8 protein-coding genes are annotated in these 18,238 nt (G+C 57.4%); 1 reads left to right on the forward strand and 7 read right to left on the reverse strand.

Going from position 1 to position 18,238, the window contains the following annotated elements; all coding sequences use genetic code 11:
• Positions 1-18 precede the first annotated feature (18 nt).
• A complete protein-coding gene (locus DES53_RS09515) occupies positions 19-7,692 on the reverse strand; it encodes a hypothetical protein (RefSeq protein WP_211325491.1) in 7,674 nt (2,557 codons plus the stop codon).
• 442 nt (positions 7,693-8,134) lie between these two features.
• On the opposite strand from DES53_RS09515, the gene DES53_RS09520 reads away from it, so the two are divergent.
• On the forward strand, positions 8,135-8,962 hold the full coding sequence (locus DES53_RS09520) for a glycerophosphodiester phosphodiesterase (protein ID WP_113957987.1): 828 nt from the start codon (positions 8,135-8,137) through the stop codon (positions 8,960-8,962).
• 88 nt (positions 8,963-9,050) lie between these two features.
• Here the strand turns inward: DES53_RS09520 and DES53_RS09525 are convergent, their stop codons facing one another.
• From DES53_RS09525 to DES53_RS09550, 6 genes are all read right to left on the reverse strand, one after another.
• Entirely contained in the window at positions 9,051-10,505 is a 1,455-nt protein-coding gene (locus DES53_RS09525) for a hypothetical protein (RefSeq protein ID WP_113957988.1), read from the reverse strand.
• Positions 10,506-10,580: 75 nt separating this feature from the next.
• Positions 10,581-11,528 (reverse strand): HpcH/HpaI aldolase family protein, encoded by a 948-nt coding sequence (locus tag DES53_RS09530; RefSeq protein WP_113957989.1) that lies wholly within the window; start codon positions 11,526-11,528, stop codon positions 10,581-10,583.
• Positions 11,529-11,593: 65 nt separating this feature from the next.
• Entirely contained in the window at positions 11,594-14,284 is a 2,691-nt protein-coding gene (locus DES53_RS09535) for a PVC-type heme-binding CxxCH protein (RefSeq protein WP_113957990.1), read from the reverse strand.
• Between the two features lie 5 nt (positions 14,285-14,289).
• Entirely contained in the window at positions 14,290-16,227 is a 1,938-nt protein-coding gene (locus DES53_RS09540; protein WP_113957991.1) for a c-type cytochrome, read from the reverse strand.
• A gap of 31 nt (positions 16,228-16,258) precedes the next feature.
• The gene (locus DES53_RS09545) at positions 16,259-16,870 is read right to left on the reverse strand and encodes a hypothetical protein (RefSeq protein ID WP_113957992.1); all 612 of its coding nucleotides are present in this window, start codon (positions 16,868-16,870) and stop codon (positions 16,259-16,261) included.
• Positions 16,871-16,941: 71 nt separating this feature from the next.
• Positions 16,942-18,219: a DUF1501 domain-containing protein gene (locus DES53_RS09550; protein WP_113957993.1), complete on the reverse strand. Its 1,278-nt coding sequence runs from the start codon at positions 18,217-18,219 to the stop codon at positions 16,942-16,944.
• Positions 18,220-18,238: the final 19 nt, after the last annotated feature.

Consider the following 18,238-nt stretch of genomic DNA (forward strand, 5'->3'; position numbering starts at 1 on the left):
ACGCCACATCAACAGGCCTCAGGGCTGCAATACCGTGTGCACCACCACCCCGGTTGCATTGCTGTTGCGGTTCAACGAAGAAGAATCGACATCGTCATTGATGCCATCGCCGTCTGTATCCGCGGCATAGGGATTGGTACCACCGTTGAACTCCTGCAAATTGGTCAGGTTGTCGCCATCGGGATCTGCACTCGGGTTAGCTGAGCCCCCCAACAGGGCCTCCCACCAGTCAGGCAAGCCATCAGCATCCGAATCATAAGGGATGGTGTATTCGTTGCTGTAGGAGGAAGAATCATTGCCTATGCGCGACTTCAGTCGGGTCGCCACACCAGCCGACCCGGGAGTGACTTCCAATTGCGCCTTGCGCTCGTTTCCAGTGACGACTCCCGTGATGCTATAAGCAGGACCTGGGGAGCCATTGAGACTTGCGTATTCCGCAAGGTAGTTGTCCGGATTCACTGCCTCATAATCCCAGCCAATTTCCACGGCATTCGCATTGATCCATCTGCCTGATGTGATCTCTGGAGCCTCCAAGAGCCGGTTCAGCTTGATGCCCAGGAACTCGACATGCGTATCTCCAGCCAGGTCTGCCGCCTGCAAACCCAGCCAGAAGACATCACTCTGGCTCGCCTGCAGCAGATCCTCATCAATCATCTTCAGATCCCACAAGCCATTGGCTGCGGTGACCGACCACAACGTGACGGGCTCTGTCAAAGTCAGCGCCATGGTTTCAAAGGGGAACAGTGTGGGATTGTTCCACTGCAAGTCCTCCACATCCAATGTCGCCACGACGCTGTTCTCCGCGAGACTCCGGTTCACAGAAGGCATCCAGCGAAATTCGCCATACGTGTGCAAGTGCCCCTCGTTCTCTGTCCTCATGGCAAACAACGATGCTCCACTGGCCGCGATCGGCTTCGCAGCGGTGGTGTGGCCCATCGTCAATTCGCCACCACTTTCCTCCACCAGCAGTCCGCCCGAATCAAACCTGTAGGAACGGACGAAGGCCGGCAATGGCCAGATGTTGTCCTCAGGATCGGAAGATGCCGTCACCACGTTTCCATTCAGCAAGTAGGTATCAAGTGTCGCAGCGGTCGCATAAACCCAAGGACTTCCCCCGGCCAGTTCGTGACCGAAGGTATAGTATGGTCCATTGTACAGGCCGGTCTGGACCCAGGCTCCACTCTGAAGCCGGTAGCTCGCAATGGCGCCCCCCGGCTGTCCAAGCGTGGCGTACAAGCTGGTATCAGCCCCACCCCCCATGATAGGTGCTCCCACCACTACCTGATCTCCAGCTGCCAGAACGGACTGACCAAAATTTGTCCAGTCAGACCATGTACCGCCCGCTGGCGTTGACACCGTGTTTTGCAAGACAGGTGAGACAAGGTTCCAGCTTGTGCCCGAAGTGGCGGGTTCATAAACGTATACCGATGGCTCTGCGACTCCAGTCTGATTGGGAAAGGCGGGCGACCGGTTGGTGGGAGCACCCACCACCAGGCGCTGGCCATTCTCTGAGAACGACACGGATGTTCCGAACAAATCTGAGTTCCCGGTGACCGTAGGCGTCAGCGTCTGGGCCACCGACGTGGGAAAGAACCATGAATAGTTGCCAGGCACACCTTGAGGCACGAACCGATACAGGTCCACCTTCCCCCTTGAGGAATTTGGATTGCTAAGTGCAAGCCATCTCCCGTGGAACGCCGCTGGGGACGACCCGGCCGGGATAGACATCACGAAGTTATCGCGAGGCCATCTGCGCCATATCGTACCGTCCTCAGAGAGGGCATAGACGTAGAGTTTCGAAATGGTTCCCCCTACCGCCACTGCCATGAGCGCCGAAGCGCCCATCGCCGGATCTGGATGTTCATTGATCACAATGGAACTTCCAAATCCCGTATCCGCAGTTGAGTCTGGCACCAGGAATTGCGTTGGCTGCCAGAAGCCACCATCGTAAGGATTCCACCTCCACAGGATTACCGCCTGCCCCATGTCTGGCAGGTTGATATTGCTGAAGGAGGGTAGAAACGCCGTGACACCGCCCAGATCCATGGTGGTATGCCCAAGAGGATCACCAGTAGCCAGCCAGTTGCCCGTTGCAGCGATCTTTCCAGCGACCGAGTGCACGAAAGGCACCGTGAATCCCAAACCCCTGGTCACACCATCTGCGTTGATACTGTGGGGAGCGTGGTTATCATACGTGCGCAACGCAAACTGCACAGGTGTCGGGCCACTCGCCCCAGGAGACTCCGCCCGCACATGATAGCTCTGGCCGGAACTGGGAATGGCGCTCCGGGATGAAGCCCACACTTCCGAGGTGAAGACACCATTCTCATCCGTTGTCCCTCGAAAGTTGCTGAATTGCGGCTGTGCCAGTCGCGTGGTGGCAAATCCCACATCCCCCAGCCGATCCTCAAAGACAAGCTCCACACCATATCCCTTCACTGGCTTGGTGCCGGCGCTATCATAGGTTACTTTTACTGACACGGGAGTTGGACTCCAATGCCCGCGCGCAATGTAGAGTGGATCGGGTCCCGGCAAGGCTGTGATCGTGGGAAGAGGAAGGGGCGAGTCCGCAGCGGAGCCATTGCTGCCCAGCATGAATTCCTCCGCATCCTCCCAGCCATCACCATCCCAGTCTCCACCTCGCGTGTACAACCCTGCAGGATCCCTATCGTCAGGAATTTGGTCTTCGTTGGCATCTGCCTGGGTACTTCCCCCCACGAAGAGAAGACCATCAAAAGTAAACTTGGAGAGCGATCCCGCACTGCCCAGTCCTGCAAGATTCCAGGTGAGAATGCAGTCTATTTCCCGGGTCAGGTCCGTGTAGGTAGTGCTCTCAGCACCCAGTCTTCCCACATACACCCAGGTATCATTCTCCGCCGACCCACCGCCTACGGCAGGCGCAGAGGCTAGATTGACTGCATTTCCGTTGGATTCGACGGATAACGCAGGCCGGGCGGTGTCTGTACCCACGCCATCACTATCCATACCACACACCCTCATGTAGACATCCACATACTCACGCGGAGTGGGGTGAACAATGCCGCTGAGATTCAGGGATTTCAAAACTGGGCTGGCGCCTGTCACCGAGCCCTGCCAGTAGTCTGCATTCCAGATTTCCGAACTTGTGGGAACTGATCCTGGGTTGATCAGATCCACATCCACATCTGCATTGGAGAATTCCGTGAGCAGGTTCTGCATGCCCAGCCGCAGGGGATCCACGCTTTCGGTATTGAGATCATGCGGTTCAGCAACGCGCCACCACCGGGTGCCACTCCCACCGGGTCCGATTTGCAGTTCATCACTGGCAATCGAGAATGAGCTGGTACCTCCAGTTCCGGACGAGAACGCCATGCCACCAAACACGAGGGGCGCCTCGGCCCCTGTCCAGAGGTCCTCTCCACCAAGCTCGATCGCCATCCGCTGCTCCCATGGCTCGAATCCCGCCCCCCCTGACTTCGGACGGCCGAAGGACAAAACCACGCGCCCAGATATCAATTCAAGCCGGAACCGCATCCCCGTAGCAAACGCCCCGCCCGGCAGCGTGAAGTTTGGAATACGACGGTGCTGGACTTGCGACTCGCTCGAACGCCACGCCACCTCCACCTGGTATTGGACGCTGGGGCTGGATGCCGTCTTTCTCAATCCCAGAAAGACAAAGGGTTTCCCTGTCTCATCATCCTCAGATAGCCGGAACATGATCCCTGCGAGGTCCCCCACTCCTTGGAGACTCGTTGGCACGGGCGTCCATTCGAGAACAGCCCCATTTTTGACACCGGTGGGAAGCCAGAAGGCACTTTCATTGGTGGAACTGAAACCCGTGGCATTTGTCTGCACCGTCCACGGGCCTGTGGATGCACCTGAGATACTTCCGGTGGTTGTTGGGGCTCCAATCACATAGCTGTCGGATGGCTGCCAGGGTGCCATGGGTGCCCTCAGAGGGTCCGGAGGTCCCTCACCATCCTGAACATTCGGATCTGTTCCATTGGCCAGTTCCTGGGAATTGTTCACCCCATCCCAATCAGTGTCATCAGTGCTGGAATATGCGAGATTCGAGTAGAAATGCTGTTCCCACACATCAGGCAATCCATCGCTATCTGCATCGACATATTCATCCGCGCCGATGTCAGGACTCCCTACTCTGGACTCGCCTTGAAAATCCCCATGTGTCACTCCCAGGATTGACGCACTGCCTGCGTTGATGGCGGGACTTCCTGAGCGGAGAATTCCAAACACTGGATCCAACAGCGGATCAAGACCACTCGCTCCAAACTCACCTCCGAGAATGATGCTGTTGTTCACCTCAATCGTACCCGCGCCCTTGACAATGTGAGGGATAAGCCCGGCCTGCTCCGTATTCCACAAAATGGAATTCACCATGTGCAGGTGTGCATTGAACAAGTAGATGCCCGAACTCCTTGTCGAAACCGGCCCGGTCATGGGATGCGCATTGCCGAAGATGGTGCAATTCACCACGGACAACTCCCCTGCCTGTAGATAAATGGCGGGCCCATTGGCTCCCCTGTGCCCGTGAATTCGACAATTGACCAGACGTCGATACTTCCCTGATCCAGCAAATACGCCATTGGATCCAATCACCCCATCATCGGCCCGGATCTCAAAACCATCCACCATCGCATGATGCTTATTGAGTACGACAAAGAAGGAAGCAGAATCCGGTGATATGACCGGCAGCTGCAATCCGGGCTCACCTAGAATCAGCAAAGCTCTTGTCGTGACATGCATCGGCTCCTCGTATGTACCAGCCTTTACGAAGATGATCTTGTATTCAGGAGTGGTGCCATTCGCGGCAGTGACAGCAGCAGAAATCGTATTCTTCACCGTCGCCGATGGAGTGGCTGCGGGATCGACGGTGTAGTGAGCCACCGGAACGCTTGAAGAATTTGTCGGATCCGTGGAATTGGCCCACTCGTAAACATTGGGAATGCGATCGCCATCCTCATCATCCAGCGCATCGCGATAGTTCAGCGGATTCAATCCATACGTCACTTCAAATCCATCCGGCATGATGTCGAGATCTGAGTCGGAATTGAAAGCATTCGTTCCAGCGGTCACCTCCCCACCATCATTGAGACCGTCTCCATCGGTATCGGCGACATGGGCATGGGTGCCGTGTGTGCTGTATTCTGCCAGATTCGAAAGGCCGTCAGAATCGCTATCAGTCCCCGGATCTGTCGCCCCAAGCGCCTCCACTGTATCAGGAAGGCCATCGCTGTCCGAGTCAACGAATTCATCAGCTCCAAGGTCCGGAGCACCTGTGCGAGCCTCTCCCTGATAGTCCGTGCCTGCGTACCCCGCAGCACCCGCTCCGATTGCAGGAGAGAGCTTCGTCAGCAACCCACGTGGGTTGAGGAGAGGATCACTGCTCAACGCGCCATGCTCACCGCCATAGATGACAGAGTTTGCGACAACCACCTCACCCGCTGTTGCCTTGTACACCTGTGAGGCCGAAGCACCCGCCGGGTTCCAGACAATGCTGTTGACCAGATGAAGTGAATTGCCTCCCACAGAAATGCCGTTGCCATTGCCGGAGGCGCTGTTGCCTGTGATGGTACAGTGGCTGACCATCAGTCTTCCGGTGTATAGTTGTATTCCACCCCCATCCAATCGGTTGTGACCGTGAATGAAGCAGTTCACCACTTTGGTCTGCACCCGCTCAAGACCAATCGTTTTGAAGTCAGCGTCCACGAATATGCCCGGCCAGGTGACCTCCTCAGCATCTGGTTTTCGTGAGAGCTTAAAACCATCAACAACCGCTTCACCATTCAGGCGCACAGCATAAGTGGTGTCTGGCGCACAAATCTCCACTGGAGACATTTGCTGGTCTGCCAGAAGCAGAATGTTGCGGCCCGAGGTAGTAACTACATTCTCAAAATAGGTGCCTGGCCTGACTTCGATGATCGCATAGGCACCGGCGGTGGTGACAGCATTGACAGCTTGTGTAATGGTGGCCTTGTAGATTCCCGTACCCGCCTGCGATGGTGACACAATCCAGTCCGTGGTCGGCTTTGACCCAGCATTGCTCGGCGACGAGCCCCGCTTGTATTCCCAGAAATTTGGAATGCGATCTCCATCAGCATCGCCAAGGCGGTCCCAAATGGAAAGAGGATTCAGGCCGTGGAGCACCTCATATCCATCTGGCAATCCATCATCGTCGGAATCGGAGACCGCCAACCGGGTCCCTTCAGTGACTTCATCTCCATCGTTGAGGCCGTCACCATCCGAGTCCGCAATCGTCGGGTTCGCCCCATGCGTTGCGTATTCAGCGAGATTGCCCAGTCCATCTCCATCATCATCCCCTCCGGGTAGCAGATCTCCCGCAGTTTCAAAGCGATCCGGAATACCGTCTGCATCCACATCAATGAATTCGTCGACACCGATATCAGGGCTGGCGTCCCTTGATTCAATATTGATGTCCAAGGGAGCACCGTGACCAGACGCACCAACTCCAATCGCCGGAGAGCCGCTTGTGAGGAAGCCGCGAGGATTGAGCAAAGGATCGGAGGTTATCCCTCCCCATGTGCTGCCATTCCGGATGATGCAGTTCACAAAGGTGGCCGTTCCGTTGTGGAACACCTCCGAAGTAGCGCCGGATGGAGAGTTCCAATAGATGCTATTGATGGAGACAGCCTGCGACTCCTGGCTGGAGGTGCTGCTGAAGAGACCCGCGCCCTGGCCACCATTGCGCGTGTTTCCATAGATCACCGAGTGAGCGACCACCAAGCGACCGAGTTTTTGCTCAATTCCAGTCCCGTTTCCCATGCCCGTCGGATACTGCTGTTCGCTGATGAGGCAGTTCACCACACGGACCATTCGCCGGGAACTATTGGGGAAGACCGTCATCCCAAATCCTCTGTCACCAGCCTTTCGAGTAATGCGGAATCCATCAATGACCATGTCTCCCAAGGCTTCTACAACCTGAATACGGTTGTAATGGGGGCTGTAGCCACGTATTTCGGGCGGCGATCCAGAGCCGTCAGAGAGGATGGCAACCCGCTGGGTGCTGGCCACACTGATGTTCTCTTCGTAGACACCCGGTTTGACGACAACAATGCTGTACGGCGGATTTGTCGAATGACTGGGAAGGGCAGTGATTGCACCATGGATAGTACGCTTCACCGAACTGGTTTCCGTGACCACTGAGGGATCGACCGTGATATTGGGTGCTGGCTTGCTATTGTCATCCGTCATGTCCGTCGACAGGGCATATTCCCAGACATTGGGCACGCCATCGCCATCGAGATCCGCCGTGGCATCCTTCCAGTCAGAGGGGTCAAGGCCAGCCGCCGTTTCCACGCCATCCGGAATGCCATCAGCATCGCTATCACCGGGGTTTGTCAGGCAGGCCACATTGGACCACACAGAAGTGAACGCTCCGTTCTTGGTGCGAACGCGATAGTACACCTGGCTGTTCGCAGGCACCGCGTTGTCAGTCCATGAAGTCGCATCCGCAGCAGGGAGATTCACCTGGCCCCAGGAGCCCGAATCGCCCGTCCGTCGCTGAATCTCATAGCCAGTCTCCCCGGTAGCATTGTCCACCCACATCACACTCGCCTGGTTGGTGCCGGTGATGAGCAATCTCGCATTGGTGGGTATTTCCAAGGGACCTGCAACCACCAGGGAAGCTGTACAGCCAAACAGAAGAGCGGGAAGCCGCACCGTCCAGGTTGACAAGAACGTGGAGAAGCCAACGCCCACTCCATGTTTAACCTGAGTTTCTCCTGAACTGCAGCGGAAAAATCTGAAGTACGGCATGCGGTTTCTGGATGTTGCTCCGTCGTTATGTCATAGCACCCCCATGGGAAACCAATGAAATTGTGTTCAGATATTTGGCCCAGCTCACACCTGAACTTTCCTTAACTTGACGCAATCTCCAGCTGCTGCGGTTTCTACCCGAACGCCAGTCATAACTGAATAAGCATTTTCTCGACTCTGCATGTCCTCTTTGCTCACTGGATCAACTTGACCAGTCGCCGGTTAGGAACGGGGCACATGCCATCGTCTGGACAACCTGCCCAACACAGCGTTCTTTTGCAAGACTGAATTCGGTGCAAGTCCAGGTCGCGCTGGCGTCGTATGTCTATTCTTCGTTTAGGATATTCTCGACCCAGTTCTCATGAAAAAGACACACCCCACTTCACTATTCATATTCACGGCAGCCATTGCCGCATGCATCTGTCCGGCCAGCTTGCAGGCAGAGGAAAAGACACCATTTCACTTCGCCCACCGCGGCGGGGCTCATGAGTTTGAGGAGAACACGCTCTACGCGTTCAAGAGCAGCTATGAAAAGGGGATCAGGGGCTATGAACTGGATGTGCGCCTGACCAAGGACGGTGAGTTGGTCGTACTGCATGATGACTCGCTGGATCGCACTCATCATGGCAGTGGTCCGGTGGAACACATGCATGCGGACGACGCCAGGAAGGTACGCTCCAAGAAGCAGAACGAACCCCTGCTCTTCCTGGACACGCTGCTGGACTACCTGAAGGACAAGCCTGGCATGTATGTGGAATTTGAAATGAAGACCAGCAACAAGGAGCTTTATCCGGACTCCGCCATTGCCGCGTATGCCGCCAAGCTGCATCAGAAAGTCACTGCATTTGTCCCGCAAGGCTCGACGTACATATTCACCTCCTTCGATCAGCGTCCCTTGAAAGCGATCAAGCAGATCGATGCCAATGCTGACATCATGCTGATCAAAGGTGGCCCGCTGACCCCTGAACTGATGGAGGCGGCAAAAGCCATCGGCTCCAAGAGAATCGCAGCAAAAATGGAAGGCACGACCCGCCTCGCTGTAAAGGATGCCCAGAAACAGGGTTTCATCGTCACCGGTTGGCCCGGTCACAATCTCAAGGACTACTTCCTCGGACTCGGCCTGGGCGTGGATGCCATCTGCAGCGACGTTCCTGTGCAGGTGCAGGAATACATCGACAGCAAGAAGTAAGACTCCACAGGAGATGCGTGAGTTGCCCTGGCAATTCACGCATCTCTCGAGTGCTCATCGTACCCAGAAGTGCCGGGATGTTACCGGGCTACTTCTTCTTCCACAATTCATTCAGGCCGTTCACCGTCCGTTCCACCAGTTCCTGCCCTCCTTCAGGACCGACGCGACTGCTTTGGATGATGGCACTGTAGCTTCCGCCGGCGACTGCTCTCGGTGTTGGAAGATACCCGCCAGAACCGGTGAGCTGAATCAAGAAAGTCTGGACCGCCGGACTGCGCGCTTTCATCTGCACTCCATAGTCCGTGAAGAGCTCAAATTCGTTCGTGGCAATGGCCACGTCGCCGAGACGCAATGTGTGCAGCTCCATCTGGAAGGTACCAGCAGTACCAGCTTTCTCCGTCTCATATCGGTCCACCACGCCCTTGTTCCAGAGATACCTCCATTGCTCCTTCGCATCGTCCTTATACTGGTCGACTCCTTTTTGCGCGTCTGCCAGCTCCTTCTCGGTGACCTTGCGCCAGGGCAGTTCGATCTTCTCCACGCGGTGCTCCAGCACAGCACCCGCCACGGGCTCAAGCCTGGCGCCTTCATAGGCCTCCTCCCAACCACGTACCACACGCCGGGCCACTTCCTCCAACCGGGTGAGGCCGCGCAGCCTGCGCATACGTTCGTCAGCGGGTTTGCCATACATGGGGCGTGGGACCTGGTCACCTCCTGCGCCAGTCCAGGCGAGAATATGAAGATCCTTTCCAAAACGCTCACGCAGCTGGCGGCGCACCGGATCCCAGAAGTCCGCATGAATGACCTTGAGGCCTTCAACTTCCTGGGATGGGCAGGGCACATTCACTGCGGTGGCAATGAGCTGGTCTTTCAAATCCCAGAAGAAGAGCACGTCCAGGTTGTGGTCTTCGTAGCCTTCGATGCCACGAAAGTCTGGGACATTGGTAGCCCCGTACATCTTCGCGCTGCCATCGGCATAGGTAGCGCGCCGATTCTGGGCAATCACGGCCTGCCCCTGCCCCCACCCCGCCTTGCCAGGCTTCCGTTGCGCCCAGCTCTGCACGGCGGCCTCCACGATGCGGTCCGACATGAAGTCCGTGTATTCCTCCGGCTTCATGACATCACTGCTGACAAGGCGATAGCGCTCGCCTTTCATCGTCACCGGCGCCGTATGCGTATGGGTGGCATTCAGGAACAGCTTGTTGAGGTCAAAGCCTGGAAATTTGTCCTTCGCCTTCTCACGTACGATCTCAATGACCCCCTTGCGGATGGCCACGATGTCGCAGGAGACCATGATGGCCTGGTCCAGCACTTGTTCGCCATCCCTCGATTCCAAAGCCAAGGCGGTGACAAAGATGGGTGTCTCGGCTTTCTCAGAGATGCGCACATGCATCTGGCCGTCGAGAGGTACCGGACGTTCTGGAGTGATATCGATGGTTGCAGCACCGATGTGCAGCTCGGAACCGCAGGAAATCGAGGCAACGCCCAGCAACAAGACGGCTATGCCAACGAATTTGAATGGATAGTGAAGCAATGTCTTCATGAGGTTGAGGTGATGAATGCTGAAAATGAAAGAGCCTAGCGCGAAGGATCATGCATGCGGCATGCGCACCCAGGGCTATGGCTTGGCCTTGAATCTCCGTCCGATGGAAACAGCCTCCTTCACGCTTGCGGACGGGCCTCCATCGCCACCCACAGCCAGAAAGCGGAATCCTTGGGCAAGCCTCTTCTCGACTTCACCTGCCCCACACAGTGTGCCGAGTGGTACGCCGGACTGTTTGCTGGCGGCGACCACTTTCTCAATGGCAGCTTCTACCGCCGGGTCACCCAGCGGCACCCCAAGGGAGAAGGCCAAATCAGATGGTCCGAGGAACAGGCCGCTGACTCCTGGCGTGCGAGCAATCGCAAGACAGTTGTCCACTGACTCCTTTGTTTCAATCATCAGCCAGAGTGCGAGTTCACCCTTGGGATCCAGCGGCCACAGATCCGCCCTCTCTGCATACTCCGTCCCGGAGAGGCCCCAGTATCGCGCGGCCCAGCCATAGCCCACACCGCGCTTGCCCACCGGCTCATAGTCAGGCACACCGTTCAGCTGCGGAAACCGGCAGGCCTGCACCATGGCTCTCGCATCTTCAGGAGTATCCACATGGGGCACCACGATGCCCATGGGACCGAGATCCAACACCTGCTTGATAACGAACTGGAGATGCTCACGGCCTGCGGCGGGGACGCGCACAAATGGCACCACACCTGGCTGAAGATTCCCCTTTTTGAGGACTTCTCCCTTGTTCACCATACCAAGCAGGTAGCCTTCCAGCCGGGTTGGATCGAAAGGAGAGTGCTCCAGATCCACAATCACGAAGTCCAATCCGCTCCCAGCCATCGCCGCGCCATTCCGAGTGGAAACAATGGATGAAAAGACACCGAACGCTGGCTTCTTCGCCTCCATGAGTTCGATGTAGCGATTCAGTCGCGGGGCATTCGAGGCGGCAGGCTCCTGGGTGAATGCCAGCCCGGCAGACATCGCGAGGATGGATGTGAGGAAGAGGTCTTTTACGCACTTCATAGTGGTAAGGTGATTAGATAGTACAATCCGTAGTCAGTCGGCCTTGCTCGCATTTGAGCAGACCTTCATTTGAGAGTGGTCAGATAGGCAATGAGATCGCGCAAATCTTGCACCGTCATGGTGTTTTCCAGCCCCGCTGGCATCATGGAGAGTGTCGAAGTGTCGTGCCTCGCCACCTGCGTCATCGGCACGCGTATCCGCCCCGCGCCGAGGGCATCGATCAATGGCGCACCATCCAGGGCACTGTGAACAAGCACTCCCGAATACACCATGCCAGCCTTGGTCGTCACGATATGGTGCTCATACTGCGGGGCCACCTCACGTGAGGGAACCAGGATGGCCTCGACAAGGCGCTCTTGGTCCAGCGACCTGGCCACATACGTGAGATTCGGACCGATGCTCGTGCCACGCCCTTCAGCTTGATGGCACGCCGTGCAGCCAGAGAGCGGATGCAAAAATACACGCTCACCAGAAACCGCGTCTCCCGGTGCCTTCACTGCCTCCCGCCACTCAACCTCAGAAGCGGGGCGCTTCGTCGCAGATTCAGTCTGCAGCGCCAGATGAAGTTGCTGTGCCAGTGCAGATGAAGAATCGGAGAGAGTTGCAAGCTTCAGCCGGAGTTGATTTCTCACAGAGGTCTCACTGGCAACGAGACGCAAGGACCGGGCGATCTCCAGTTGTACCCGCATATCTTGGTCGTTCAGAAGACCTGACAACGCAGCAAGCTGGGACGGTTCACGCCGAGCCAGAGACATGATAGCGTCAGCCCGCAGCGGAGCAGGCAATGCAATGTCCAGAGCAATGGACTTCAACGTCGCAGGCACTTCCGGTGCAGGACACCCACCCAGGGTGCGCACCGCTTCACGACGCAGGTTGAGCTCGCCACTGCTCGCGAAATACAACAACCGGGCCGCGATCTTGGCATCGTTCAGGGAGGTCACCGTTGCTGCAGCCATGGCATGCAGCGCGGCTGGCTGTGCGTCATCGTGAAGGATGCGCGCCAGCAGTTGCTGCCTCACCGCAGCCGTGGGCTTGGGCCGGGTGCCTCCGGACTGCTGCTGGGCGTCCGCATTGCTCGAAGCAGCCAACAGTTCTGCGGCGGTGAGGTAAGCCTGGAAAAGTTCCGGCGTGGGTTGCTGTGCCACGGCCTTGTGAAGTTCTTCCGACAGGCCCACCACGCCATCTTCACCAGCCCACCACAAGGCGAGAAAGCGAATTCTCTCATCCGTATCACGAAGCGCTGCACGGAGGGTTGCCATCGGATCCCCGCTTCTGCTCCGCCACTGGGCGATCATGGCCCCCAGCCGCACAGCAGGATCCGAATCCGTCACAGCCTTTGCCAGCGTTTCACGCGCCTCTGGCCTGGCTAGCGCGGTGATGGTGGCGGAGCGGATAAACGGGTCCGAATCCGTGAGGGAGAGTTTCCATTCCTGATCCTGCGCAGCAGGCTTGCCGTTCAGCAGCCGCTGGAATCTCAGCGCCTCCTTGCTCGACTCCGCAAGCGCATTCTCATAGGCCGGTTTTACAGCGGAGGCTCCCCGCTTCGTTGAGAGCCGCCAGATGCGCCCTTTGCCATGGACAGGGTAGGAAGTACGATCCGCCCAATCCGTGATATAGAGGGAACCATCAGGCGCCGCCGCCATGTCGACAGGACAGAAGGCCTCTTTGAACTTCTTCTCGCCTGCCATCAGGATCTCTTTGCTGGTACGAAACGAGACACCATGAGGCTGCAGCCGGTACATCTCGATCGCCGCATCTCCCCATGAAGCAACCAGCAAGGCTCCAGCGTAACCTTCCGGCAGTGAGAGTCTGTCACACGAAAGGATGCCACAGGGGGATTCCCCCACTCCTGAAAGCATCGGCAGCGTACCCGGCAATTCACCGTCCCAGCCGTTGAAGGCATTCGTGTCATCGTAGCGTCGCTTGTAGCCGTAGTCACCACCGGGAACGATATGCAGCAGGCGGCAGGGAGGACGTCCGCCAGGATCGTTATCCACGCAGAACAGCCGGTTCGCGCGGTCCAGTTCAAGGCCGAACGGATTCCAGAAACCTGCCGCCACCTCCTCCAATTCGCTTCCATCTGCACGACAGCGGAAGACCTTGCCCCCGCGTCCTGGACCTGTGTGGACGCTGCGCCCATCTGTCCCACGCAACCTGTGCTCTGCTCCAAAGTTCTCACCCATCCCAAGATAGAGCCAGCCATCCCGGCTGAAGGTGATGCCACTGAGTCCGTTGTGAGGGTATACTTCAGCGGTCTCGAGTTCCACCACAGGGGAGGTGCGCTCAGACACCCCATCACCATTCGCATCGTGCAACACCACCACACCGCTCCGATGCACCAGATACAACTCGTCCGTTGGCGACAGTGCGAGATTCATTGCACTCTTGAATCCCTCCGCGAACACCTTGGGCGAATCCGGGATGCCGTCGTTGTTGGTATCGACGAACATCTTTACGAGATCGGTCGCGGGCCCCTTGTAGTCCGCTGGACGATGATGGGTGTGCGACTCGACTACAAAGAGCCGGTTTCGTTTATCGACCGCAACACCAATCGGTGTGACAATCTGCGGCTCTGATGCCACCAGTTCCACCTGCAGCTGATGATCACGCGCCACTGGCATCGGCACATCCGCGCCATGCGCCGACATGGCAGCAAGAGAGAACACAAGGCCCAAGGCCATGCCTCTGACGCCAATGCCTGGCTTTGAAGGCAGGACCTTGCTTTGCAATACGTGGTGGGAGCGTAAGAATGGCATGGATATCAGAGCTTGCGGTCGGGTTGCTGGATGGGAGGAGAGTTGTCACCAAACGCAGAGCGCAGGTACGAGAGTACGTCGCGTATCTGGTCTGATTTGAGCACGCTTCCAAAAGGGGGCATGGGCTTGCCAGGTGCCCCGTTGGTGATGACCTGAATCAACGCTGCATCCGTTTTTGACAGGGGTGCCCCCTCACCACGTCGGGTGAAGTCCGCCGCCACCAACGTTGTGGGGAGACTTTCCGTACCAGGCAGCGCACCGCCCTTGCCATCGGGCTGATGACATGTCACGCAGAAGGTCCCATAGATACGGCGCCCAGCTTCCGAATCCGGTGCGGCGTTCGTCCTGGCTACGGGAGCGAGCAATGGCTTGGACATGGGCCCAGCAAAGGTGCGTCCGTCGAGCAGACGGGTCAGTGTGTAAAATGCCTGTGGATTCTCCACTGGCACTCCAGCCTTGGAGCGCAGATCATCCAACTCCAGCTCATAAATGTATCCCGGCTGTAGATCTCGAACGGCGATCTCCACCGAACGATGATCTCCGGCAACACGAATGTCATAGATGCTGGCTGCAGCTTCATCCACACGCGGCGATCCGGATGGCAGGTACAGATAGCGGAAACGACCGAGGCGGTAGTGGCGGACCTCACCCAATTGCTCAGCATTCATCACCTCCGTAAACGTGAGCCGGAAGCCATCGCGGGTGACTTCCATCTTCTCGATCTCCACCGGAGTCTTCTTCGACCAGATGATGCGCTGCAGTCCATCCCCCTTCCCCCACCCTCGTGTGGTCTGCGCCACGTAAAGAGTTCCGTCGGGAGCAAATGCCATGCGCATGTTTCCGGGACGCAACGAGGTGCCCGTGCGAGGTGGTACATCGCGGAAGTATTTCAGCCCATCCTTCCCGGCAGGAATCGTCAGATTATCCGCACCACTGTTTGCCTGGATGGCCGCGAGTCCCACCGCATCACGGATGAAGGGAAAACAGGCTCCTTGATATTCTCCGGAGACTTTCTCAAGGAAGACGCGACTGATGAGCTTCGTGAAATCGCCGATGAAGATCTGCCCCATGAATGGACCAAACTTTCCACCCGTAGTGTCCCACACTGGCTCACCCGGGCTGCCACCCATCGCCCCGTGAGGCAGGGCCACCGCTTCGGGTGTACGCATTTGTGTGAGAGCCTCCAAGGTGAGCGGCCCTTGATAGTCGTCACGCCATTTCAGCGACGCAGGATGGCCATAAAATCGTCCCGGCTGTACATGAACAAGAGTGCTGGTGGCAATGTAGTCACCCTGCTGATCCGTTGCGAAGACATCACCTTGCGGACTCACTCCCACGCCCGCAGCAGCACGGAAGCCGCTGGCCAGTGGAGTCATTTTGCCCTCACGACTGACCTTCATCACCCAACCTTCATATCTGCCCGGAGAGGGCTTTGCTTCTTCGTGTACCTTTTCCAAGTGCAGAGGCACGCGTGGGAAGCTCTGGTTGATTGGCCCCGCAACATCTGGAAGTCCAGTGGACAGGACAAACTCGCCATCGCGATTCAGATGGAGTCCAAAGGTGAACTCATGCCAGTTATCCGTGACACTCCAGTCATCGTTCACGGTCTCATAGCAATCCGCCTCGCCATCCCCATCAGTATCGCGCAGCCGTGTCAGCTCCGGACGCTGCGTGACCAGTATCTCATCGCCCGAGAGAGCCAGGACTCCCAGTGGCTCATGCAGGCCGAAGGCGAATCGCCGCCAGCTTTCAACGCGCGCGTCATCTCGAATCCATATCTCCCCAGGTCGATTCACCACCACCAGCTTGCCGGAGGGTGTGAATGCCACACCCGAGAGTTCGGGAGACATCGCCTTGGGCAGCGTGATCTCTTCGATCTCGTAAGTGTTCGCATACAGGGCAGAGGCGAATACAAGGAACAGGATGCCGGAGAGTCTGGACATGCGTGTGCTTGAGGAACTGGTGATGCAGCAATCAACGAACTGACGAGTCTGGTTGGATCTTCATGAAGAATGCCGCATCCGGCGCGCCGACGAATTTCCACGTTCCCCGTGACACCTCAGCGCCTCCCTGCACGACAACCTTCGCTTTTGCCTGGGGATCCGTGATGAGAAATAGAGTCACACCGTTCGGAATGCTCCAGTGGCGTTCGAGACCACCACCATCCGCCGTGGCCAGCAGGGTTTCACGGATTGCAATGCCATCCAGCGTATAGCTGAAGGTCACGCCATTCTCTTCATAGCTGTATCCTTTGAAGCGGCGCTCAGGAACTTTACCCGCATCATTGATGCGCAATGGCTGCACCGTGGTCTCCTCATAGAATACCGCACCTCTGATTTTTGCTGGTTCATTGATCTTGGCGCGAAGCGTCGGTGAGAGGTCCAGGGTGCCACGCCAGGCCTGGTTCACTCCACCTCGCAGAGGGTCATAGCACAATGCCATCTCCGGATTCAGCACAACTCCAAAGGCTGAAGGTCCAGCTCCCGGCATGAATGTGCGGAACACCTGCGCCTGCCTGTCCTTCGCGCAGGCCTGATCGACGGTCAGCATACCGAGTGCACAAATGAGCAGGGAGTAGCGGAGCATGGGAGAAAATTTCTGCCGGGCGTTCAGGGGATGGTGAAGGTTCAAGGTCGATTCGCCATCAGTGCAGTGGCCTAGGCAAACATTGCGGCAATGGGCTTGCCACCGTCGGTGATGGGGACCGGACGCCCCGCTTCATGAAGCTCCACCGCTGGATCAATGCCGAGAGCTGCGTACATCGTGGCGTGGAAATCCGGGACGGAAACCGGGCTCTCCACGATGTTGGCTCCGAGCTCATCGGTGACACCATACGCACCACGATGTTTCAGTCCCCCGCCCGCCAGCACCAGGCTGAATGCGCTGCCTTGATGCCCACGACCACCGCGATTGTCAAACTCCGCTGGCCTTCCGAATTCAGTACCGGTGGCAATGAGCGTTTTGTCGAGCAGACCTTTCTTCTCTAAATCGCGGATGAGTGCGGACAGGGCCACGTCGAGTTCCTGAATCAAGAGATGCTGATTGAGCTGCCCTTCGAAATGCGTGTCCCAACCCGTGCCGTTGATGAAGTTCAAGTTGTGGGAGACCTCAATGAACCGCACGCCTGCCTGAGTAAGGCGCCGTGCGAGCAGGCAGCGCTGGCCAAACTCCCCTCCATATTCTTCACGCAATGAGGCAGGCTCTTCATCAAGCTTGAAATTCCGCATGAATGCAGGCTCGGCCCAGCGGCGGGCCTGCTCCTGCAACTCGGCATAGTGCCCCAAAGCCTGCTCATTTGTGCCACTAGAGACAGTGGATGCGAGTTGACGCCTGCGGGCCACCTGGGCCGCTGAGAGCCCTTCCAGTTGTGCAAAGCCGGCGGGGCCGCTTTGGGTATCCACCAGGTAGACACTGGAATAACGCGGCCCCAGGAAACCAGGGCCACGGCTTACATTCGGGTACCCTATGAGCATATAGGCAGGCACAGCATCTGACACCGCACCACGCTGGTGCGCCACCAGGGATCCGATGGAAGGGTAAGTGACCGTGCCACTAATCATGCGGCCGGTATGGACCATGTTCGTGGCAAAGGCGTGCTCGTCCGTGACGCTGTGATTCACTGTCCGTACGACCGTGAGACGATCCGCTACCTTCGCGGTGTGCGAGAGATGTTCAGTGAACCGCACACCGGGAACGATCGTATCGATAGAAGCGTAGTCCGATCCTGCGACTTTGGGGGCAGATCGCGGATTACCGCGGCGCTTGGGATCGAACGTATCAATCTGGGACATCCCCCCACCCAGCCAGATGAAGATGCAGTGCTCCGCCTTGCCCTTCGGCACATGCAGAGGCGTGGAGGATGCCAGCAGCGAGGAACCCGCCATAGGTGCAGTGGCGAAGGCAGCGCTTTTTGTGAGGAACTGTCGGCGATTCATGAACAGGGGAGAACTGAAG

The organism is Roseimicrobium gellanilyticum, from assembly GCF_003315205.1.
Lineage (GTDB): Bacteria > Verrucomicrobiota > Verrucomicrobiia > Verrucomicrobiales > Verrucomicrobiaceae > Roseimicrobium > Roseimicrobium gellanilyticum.

Bases quoted from the DNA above. Each gene is read 5' to 3' on its own strand.
- DES53_RS09535 (WP_113957990.1), bottom strand. From the start codon at position 14,284: ATGCCATTCTTACGCTCCCACCACGTATTGCAAAGCAAGGTCCTGCCT.
- DES53_RS09520 (WP_113957987.1), top strand. From the start codon at position 8,135: ATGAAAAAGACACACCCCACTTCACTATTCATATTCACGGCAGCCATT.
- DES53_RS09530 (WP_113957989.1), bottom strand. From the start codon at position 11,528: ATGAAGTGCGTAAAAGACCTCTTCCTCACATCCATCCTCGCGATGTCT.
- DES53_RS09540 (WP_113957991.1), bottom strand. From the start codon at position 16,227: ATGTCCAGACTCTCCGGCATCCTGTTCCTTGTATTCGCCTCTGCCCTG.
- DES53_RS09545 (WP_113957992.1), bottom strand. From the start codon at position 16,870: ATGCTCCGCTACTCCCTGCTCATTTGTGCACTCGGTATGCTGACCGTC.
- DES53_RS09525 (WP_113957988.1), bottom strand. From the start codon at position 10,505: ATGAAGACATTGCTTCACTATCCATTCAAATTCGTTGGCATAGCCGTC.
- DES53_RS09550 (WP_113957993.1), bottom strand. From the start codon at position 18,219: ATGAATCGCCGACAGTTCCTCACAAAAAGCGCTGCCTTCGCCACTGCA.